Source organism: Mesorhizobium sp. M4A.F.Ca.ET.022.05.2.1 (assembly GCF_003998845.1).
In the GTDB taxonomy this organism is placed as follows: Bacteria; Pseudomonadota; Alphaproteobacteria; order Rhizobiales; family Rhizobiaceae; genus Mesorhizobium.
This window is the reverse complement of the sequence record NZ_RZOJ01000300.1, coordinates 1-7,385: the sequence shown is the minus strand read 5'-3', so window position 1 is coordinate 7,385 and position 7,385 is coordinate 1. Positions and strand designations below refer to the sequence as shown.

At 63.8% G+C, this 7,385-nt stretch carries 7 protein-coding genes; 1 reads left to right on the top strand and 6 read right to left on the bottom strand.

What is annotated here, in order from left to right; translation table 11 throughout:
* Positions 1 to 17: 17 nt before the first annotated feature.
* The 5 genes from EN745_RS25325 to EN745_RS25305 all read right to left on the bottom strand — a co-directional run bounded on the left by EN745_RS25325 (position 18) and on the right by EN745_RS25305 (position 5,565).
* Positions 18 to 1,013, bottom strand: coding sequence for an aldo/keto reductase (locus EN745_RS25325; protein WP_127405821.1), 996 nt, complete (start codon positions 1,011 to 1,013; stop codon positions 18 to 20).
* Positions 1,003 to 1,983, bottom strand: coding sequence for a sugar-binding transcriptional regulator (locus tag EN745_RS25320; protein WP_126057493.1), 981 nt, complete (start codon positions 1,981 to 1,983; stop codon positions 1,003 to 1,005). The genes EN745_RS25325 and EN745_RS25320 overlap by 11 nt, the downstream gene beginning before the upstream one ends.
* Position 1,984: 1 nt before the next feature.
* A complete protein-coding gene (locus EN745_RS25315; protein WP_127405822.1) occupies positions 1,985 to 2,971 on the bottom strand; it encodes an ABC transporter permease in 987 nt (328 codons plus the stop codon).
* A 17-nt stretch (positions 2,972 to 2,988) separates the two neighbouring features.
* Positions 2,989 to 4,515 (bottom strand): sugar ABC transporter ATP-binding protein, encoded by a 1,527-nt coding sequence (locus tag EN745_RS25310; RefSeq protein ID WP_126057495.1) that lies wholly within the window; start codon positions 4,513 to 4,515, stop codon positions 2,989 to 2,991.
* 69 nt (positions 4,516 to 4,584) lie between these two features.
* On the bottom strand, positions 4,585 to 5,565 hold the full coding sequence (locus tag EN745_RS25305; RefSeq protein ID WP_245455752.1) for a substrate-binding domain-containing protein: 981 nt from the start codon (positions 5,563 to 5,565) through the stop codon (positions 4,585 to 4,587).
* A gap of 392 nt (positions 5,566 to 5,957) precedes the next feature.
* On the opposite strand from EN745_RS25305, the gene EN745_RS25300 reads away from it, so the two are divergent.
* Positions 5,958 to 6,488: a hypothetical protein gene (locus EN745_RS25300; RefSeq protein WP_127422527.1), complete on the top strand. Its 531-nt coding sequence runs from the start codon at positions 5,958 to 5,960 to the stop codon at positions 6,486 to 6,488.
* Between the two features lie 221 nt (positions 6,489 to 6,709).
* On the opposite strand, the gene EN745_RS25295 is transcribed toward EN745_RS25300, so the two are convergent.
* A partial coding sequence (locus EN745_RS25295) for an FAD-dependent monooxygenase (protein WP_189363156.1) occupies positions 6,710 to 7,385 on the bottom strand: 676 nt, incomplete at its 5' end.

Below are 7,385 nucleotides of genomic sequence, written 5' to 3'. Positions count from 1 at the left end.
GGGTTCACAGGTGGCGGTCAGGCGTCGAGATTTGTCAGATGGCGGCTGGCGGCCTCGCTGATCTGGCTGATCTCCTCTGAGGACAATCTGATGCGGCCGGCCCGCGCGTTTTCCCTGGCCTGCTGCGGGCTGCGGGCGCCGCAAAGCGAGAAGGTGATGCCCGGCTGCTGCAGCGTCCAGGCGATGACGATCTGCGCCTCGCTTGCGCCGTGCGTCTCGGCAATCGGCCGTATCTCTTCCATCAGCGCCGCGACCTTGCGGCGGTTGGCCAGCGAGAACCACGGATTGTCCTTGCGCTGGTCATCGCCGGTAAAGACGCGGTCCGGACCGATCTTGCCCGACAACAGGCCGAGCGCCAGCGAGGAGTAGCTGAGCACGGACACATTGTTGTCCGCGCAGAAAGGCAGAAGGTCGCGCTCCATGTCGCGCACCACCATGCTGTATTGCTGCTGGACCGCGTCGAGCTGGCCGGCCGCGAGATAGGCTTCGACATCCGCAATGCTGACATTGCTGGCGCCGATGGAGCGGATCTTGCCTTGGGTCTTGAGGCGATCGAGCGCTTCCATGGTCTCGGGGACCGGCGTCGTCGCATCCTGCCAATGGGTGATGTAGTGGTCGATGTGGTCGGTGCCGAGACGGCGCAGGCTCTGCTCCACTTCGTAGACCACGGAGTCGGCGCCGAGATAGCGATGCACCGGCGCGCCGTCATAGTCGAAGAAGTGGTTGCCCTTTTTTGCGTGCCAGATCAGTCCAAGCTTCGTGGCGAGCACGACCTTGCCGCGGCGTCCCTTGATCGCCTTGCCGACGATTTCCTCCGACAGCCCCTGGCCGTAGGCCGGCGCGGTGTCGATCAGCGAAACGCCTTCGTCGATCGAGGCGCGGATGGTGTCGATGGACTGCGCCTCGTCGGTGCCGCCCCACATCCAGCCGCCGATGGCCCAGGTGCCGAGGCCGATCGCGGAGGCGGCGATTCCCGACGCGCCAATGGTGCGCGTCAACATTTCAGGCGACATTGCGTATGCTCCCCGCATTGTTCAGGACCGCGTTGGCCGTTTCTTCGTCGACGACCAGAGACTTGAGATAATTGCCGCGCAGCGCGGCGCGGATCGGCCCGACTTTTTCGGCGCCGCTGGCGACGCCCATCACCGTCCGGCAGCGAGCGAGTTCCGAGGGCGCCAGCGCCACCAGGCGGTCGTTGGGCGGGTAATCGGCCAGCGTGCCGTCGTCGCGGATCAGATGCGCAAGGAACTCACCGACCGCGCCGCTGGCGGCCAGCTTGTCGCGGTCGGGGTCAAGACCTGGGCGAAGGTCGTAATAACTCGACCCGGGCGTCTGGATCGACCCGATGCCGACCAGCGCGATCGCGGCCTTGCGCGCCAGATCGAAGATCTCGCGCACCGACGCCATCTCCAGAAGCAGGTCGCGCTGCTCCCGGCTCTCGGCGAACAGCGGCGCATGCAAGAGCATGCTGGAGCCGCCGAGCCGCTCGGCGAGCCGCGTCGCCAGATGGTTGACGTCGGTATAGTGCTTGCCCTGGACGCCGCCGGTCAGCGGCACGACGGTGATGTCGAAAGCCCGCTCCGGCTGCAGGTTCTCGGCGAGGGCGCTGATCGCCTTGCCGCCGGTAATGGCGATGACGTCGCCGTCGCGCAAGGTCTCGAGCAACTGGTTGGCCGCCGCGCGCCCCACCTGCTGCAGCGTGCTTTCGGGACTGCCGGCCACGGTCGGCGTCACGATCGCACTTGCCAGGCGGGCAACCTCGATCAGCTGCTTTTCGATATCGACCAAGGCCTGGAACGGGCTCTCGACCGCGATCCTCAGCATGCCGAGCTTGCGCCCCTGGGCGATCAGCCGATTGACCTTGGACGCCGACAGGTTGAGCGCCGCCGCGATGTCGTTCTGCTTCATACCGTCGACGAAATGCAGCACCAGCACGGTGTGGATCTGCCGGATCGCCTCGAAATCTTCCCTGCTGTCCGCCATCTCAGCCCCGCCGCTTGTTGAAGTAATAATCGGCGGTGACCGCCGTCAGCAGAATGGACCCGCGGATGATGTCCTGCCAATAGACGGACACGTCGAGCAGAGCGAGCGAGCTTGAAACGACGGACAAAAGGACGGTGCCCAGGATGGCGCCGAGAATGGTGCCGATGCCGCCGGTCAGGCTTGCGCCGCCGATCACCGCGGCGGCGATGACGTTCAGCTCCATGCCGGCGCCGAATGTCGGCTGGGCCGAGCCGAAGCGGGCCATGTAGATGACGCCGGCAAAACCGCACAGTGTCGAGCAGAGCGTCGTGGTCAAGAACACGACCTTCTTGGTGCGGATGCCGGAATAGGCCGCCGCCTTCTCGTTGCTGCCGGTGTAGAAGACTTTGCGGAACATCGTCGTGCGGCGCAGCATGAAGTCGGACAGGATGACGAAGACAATGAAGATGATGATGACGACGGGAATGCCGCCGACCGCGCCCTGGCCGATGAACTTGAACTCAGGCGGCAGGGTGTAAAGCCCGAGCGGGCGGCCGCCGGTGCCGAGCAGGCAGAGCCCGCGTGCAATCACCATCACCCCCAGCGAGACGATGAAGTGGTGCAGCCCCACTCTGGTGACGAAGAATCCCATGAAGGCGCCGATGGCAGCGCAAGCCGCTATCGCCACCAGCGACGCCAGCCAGGGGTCCATGCCGCTGAGGAAAAGCAGACCGGCGACCACCATGGCGAGCGCGGTGACCGAGCCGACCGAAAGGTCGATGCCGCCGGAAATCAGCAGGATCGTCATGCCGACCACGACGATGCCTTCCACCGCGAAGGCCATCGCCATCGCCCGCATATTGTCCCAGGTCAGGAAATAGGGGGATGCGAACGACATGACGGCAAACAGCACGGCGATGATGAGGATCAGGCCGGTCTCACGCATCCTGATCAGGCCGCCGAACCTTGCGCCGAGCCCTATCCTGGCAGCTTGCGTCGCGCTGTCCATACTGTCCCCCACGATGCTCATGCGGCGCTCCGTTGCCGGCCTTCATCGGCAAGCGATGCCAGGACCATGATGTTTTCCTCCGTCATCTCTGCCCCCGCGACTTCGCCGGTAATGCGTCCCTCGCGCACGATCAGCACCCGGTCGCAGATGCCGATCAGCTCCGGCAGCTCGGAGGAGATGACCACGATGCCGACGCCATCGCGCGCCAGCTTGCGCAGGATGCGATGAATTTCGGCCTTGGCGCCGACATCGACGCCGCGCGTCGGTTCGTCGAGGAAGATCACCTTCGGGTCGACCGACAGCATCTTGGCGATCGCTACCTTCTGCTGGTTGCCGCCCGACAGTGTCGAAACCGGCTGACCGACATGGCCGCATTTCAGCGACAGCTGCTTGCCGATCGTTTCCGCCCGATGCTTCTCGCGCCGCTCGTTGATGAGGCCGAAGCGCGTGGCGATCCGGTCGACCGCCAGCGCCGAAATGTTGGCGGCGATCGACATGTCGAGAAACAGCCCGTCGCCCTTGCGGTCTTCGGACAGGTAGACGATGCCCGCGGCGATGCTGTCGCCATAGTGTGTCAGCGACAGGCGCTCGCCGCGCAGGCTGACATCGCCGGTCACCTCACCTTCGAGCCGGCAGATGCCTTTGACGATCTCGCTGCGGCCGGCGCCGATCAGGCCGCCAATGCCCAGGATTTCGCCCTTGCGCAGCTGAAAGCTAATGTCGCGGAAGGCAGTCGCCTCGCAGAGGCCGACGATCTCGAGCAATATGTCTTCGGACCGTTCATCGTCGCGCAGCTTCTCGGGGTAGAGGCTGTCGATGACGCGGCCGACCATGGAGGCGACAACTTGTTCGGGAGTCGTCCCTGCTATGTCGAGCGTGGTGATGTAGCGGCCGTCGCGCAGCACCGTGACGCGGTCGCAATTGTCGAAGATCTCGGCCATGCGGTGCGAGATGTAGATGATGCCGATGCCTTCGCCGGCAAGCTGGTGAATGATCTCGAACAGTTTTTGGGCCTCGCGCTCGGTCAGCGCTGCCGTCGGTTCGTCGAAGATAAGGATGCGGCAATCGAGCGTCAGCGCCTTGGCGATCTCGACCATTTGCTGCTGGGAAATGGACAGATTGCGTACCATCGCGGTCGGATCGATGTGGCCAAGCCGCGCCAGGATCGCCGTCGCGCGCTTCTCGAGGTCGCGGTAGTTCATCAGCACCGCCTTGCTGGCGTTGGTGATCGACATGAAGATGTTCTCGGCCACCGAGATATCGGGGCACAGCGCGATCTCCTGGTGAACAAAGCCGATGCCAAGCTTCTGCGCCGCCAGCGGCGAGGAGATAGAGACGGAGCGGCCATCGACCTGGATGTCGCCGCTGTCCGGCGACAAGATGCCGTCGATCACCTTCATCAGCGTCGACTTGCCGGCGCCGTTCTCGCCGGCAATGGCGTGGATTTCACCGGCGCGCAGCTCGAATCCGACATCGCGCAAGGCACGGACAGGGCCGAACGATTTGCTGAGGCCGGATATTTTGAGGAGGACCGGGGTTTCCACTGAGGTTCTCGCCTGCTCAGGAATGGTTGAGGCAACCGCGCCGGACGGCGCGGTTGCCCGCGGGACGGATCAGCTTGGATCGCGGCCTTGCATGTATTTGTTCAGGTCGAACGAGTCGGCGTTCTCCTTGGTGATGACGGCGAAGCCGTTATCGGCGAAGGGGATGCTCATCGGGTTGTAGCCCGACGTCTTGTAGTCGTTGAACGGATCGATCAGTTCCGGATGCGCCGCCATGAAGGTGGCGACGAAGCCGAGATAGCCCTGCATGCCCTGGTTCGGGCTCAGCGCCATGTGGATGTTGCCGGCCTTGATCTGCTCCAGCGTCGCCGGGGTGATGTCGGCATGCATGATCAGCACCTTGGCCTTGGCCTCGAGGACGGCGGCGACCGCGCCCTCGGCCGAGCCGGCTTCCGGAATCCACAGCGCCTTCAGGTTCGGATTGGCCTGCAGCATCGAGGCCACCGCCTTGTTGGCGACATTGGCGTCCTGGTTGGAGGCCTGGCGGCCGACCAGCTTCATCTTAGGATAGTTCTTGGCGAGATAGTCGATGAAGGCGGTGACGCGCAGGTCGTGGTTGCTCTGCCCCGGATTCTCCAGCACGCCGTATTCGGCGTCGTCGCCGACTTGCTTGACGATCTCCTCGGCGGCGAATTTGGCTTCCGCCAGATTGTCCGAGGTGATGTAGGACACGCGCTTGGATTTCGGCGAGTCGGCGGCGAAGGTGACGACGGTGGTGCCGTTCTCGACGGCGCGGTTGATCGGCTCGATGAACGGATCGGCCTGCATCGGGTGCAGCAGCACGCCGGCCGGCTTCTTGATCAGATCCTGTTCGAATGAGGCGATCTGCTTTGCGATGTCGTAGTCAGGCGTGCCCGAAAACACGGTCTTGCAGCCCATCGCCTGGGCGGCCTGCTTGAAGCCCTGATAGACCGGCACCCAATAGGGATGCGCGGAGACCATGACGTTCATCACATAGGTCTCGTCCGGCTTGCACTGAAACTTGCTCTCTGCCGACGCGGCGCCTGGCATCGCCAAGGTCAGCGTCATCATGGCGGCGCTCAATGCGCCCGCCAGCCCAATCCTGTTCATTCTCTCCTCCGGGTTCCCCGACGATGAAAAGCCTCGTCGTATCAGCTTTGCAAGAAATTTCATGATATGAAATCTCTGGCAACGTTGAATACGGCGGGATTTGTTGCGTGTCAACGATGTTGCATGAAATATCAGATAGTGAAATTCCTTGCAGTGCGCTTCAACCAGCTGCAGCGTCCTCGGCAAGAAGCTGCATCGTTTGCCTTGGGGTGAGCGACCGAAAGCCAGGACATTCGATCCGGTGCGCAGTTGCCTGGAGGGAGAGACCTCTTCTTCACCGGCCGCAATTCTTGCGTGTTGAAGCAACGGCACAGTTCTCTTATTGTCGCCGGAAATTTCCGGGGGATTTTGACATGCCTTTCCTGCTTGCTATCCTTGGCGTGTTGGGAGCGGCCGCGTTCTGGTGGTACCGGATGAAGGCCATGAACGAGGCCGCGCGCGAGGTCGCCGACGTCGTCGGCCGCGTCCAGGGCAACATCCGCCGCAAGAAGCTGCGCAAGCAGGCGGCGCTGTCGCCGCTGACGGCGATCGACAATCCCGTGGTGGCGGCGGCGACGCTGATCACCGCCATCGTGTCGGAACAGGGGCCCATCCTGCCGCAGCGCGAAGCCGTCATCCGCGAGGTGATTTCGGGGATTGCGGATGGCCAGAAGAAGACCGACGAGGCCGTCGTCTACGCCAAGTGGGCAGCGGCGCAGATCGACGACACGACGATCGTCATCGACAAGCTGGCGCCGTTCCTGCGCGAGCGCCTCGACCCGCAGGAAAGGGAAGATCTGCTGCAGATGCTCAATTGCGTCGCAAAGGGCGGCGAGCAGAGCCTGAAGATACCGGACCAGCGGATGCTGCGGCTGCGGCAGAAGCTTGGGTTCGAGGTGAATTGATCCAGGCGACCACCGATCTTTGAACCGAAGGCAGTTGTGCCTACATCAGGGTGGGCATGCCCAACCGTTGGGAAATAGAGGGAAGCAATTGCCAGCGCGGCTGCCGAATTGGCCGATTTGATTGACGCGCTGTTGGAGACAGGTTGCGCAAATCCAGGGCCGGCAGGTGGGTGCTCGGCATGCTGGCCGCCGTAGCGGTCTTCTATTACCTTCTTTGGCTGCTAGATCGCTTCCCCTTTCAATAGCCGCGGCGTGTCGCCGGACAGGCCCGAGGCCTGGCGGATGAAAAAGTCCTTCAGCTTCGGCATGCGCTCGACGAGGCCGAGGCCGATGTCGCGCGCCGCGCGCAGCGGGCCGATATCGTTGGAGAACAGCCGGTTCAGCACATCGGTGGTGACGCCCATCTGCACGGTGTCGAAGCGACGCCATTGCTGGTAGCGTTCGAGCACGTCGAGCGCGCCGATGTCCTGGCCGAGCCGGTCGGCCTCGACCACCACCTCGGCCAGCGCCGCCACATCCTTGAAGCCGAGGTTGAGCCCCTGGCCGGCAATCGGGTGGATGCCGTGCGCGGCATCGCCGGCAAGCGCGATGCGGGGCGCGACGAAGGCGCGGGCAAGGGTCAGCCCAAGCGGCCAGGCGCGCGGCTTGTCGGCGGCATGGATCTCGCCCAGCCTGAGGCCGAAATGCAGCTCCAACTCGTGCTCGAAGACAAGGTCGTCGCCCTCGACCAGCTTCCGCGCATCCTCGGTGCGTTCGACCCAGACGATGGAGGAGCGGTTGCGGCCGTCCTTGTCGGGCTTCAGCGGCAGCGTCGCGAAGGGGCCGGCGGGCAGGAAATGCTCTTCGGCGCGGCCATTGTGCGGCCGTTCATGCGCCACGGTGCAGACGATGCCGGAT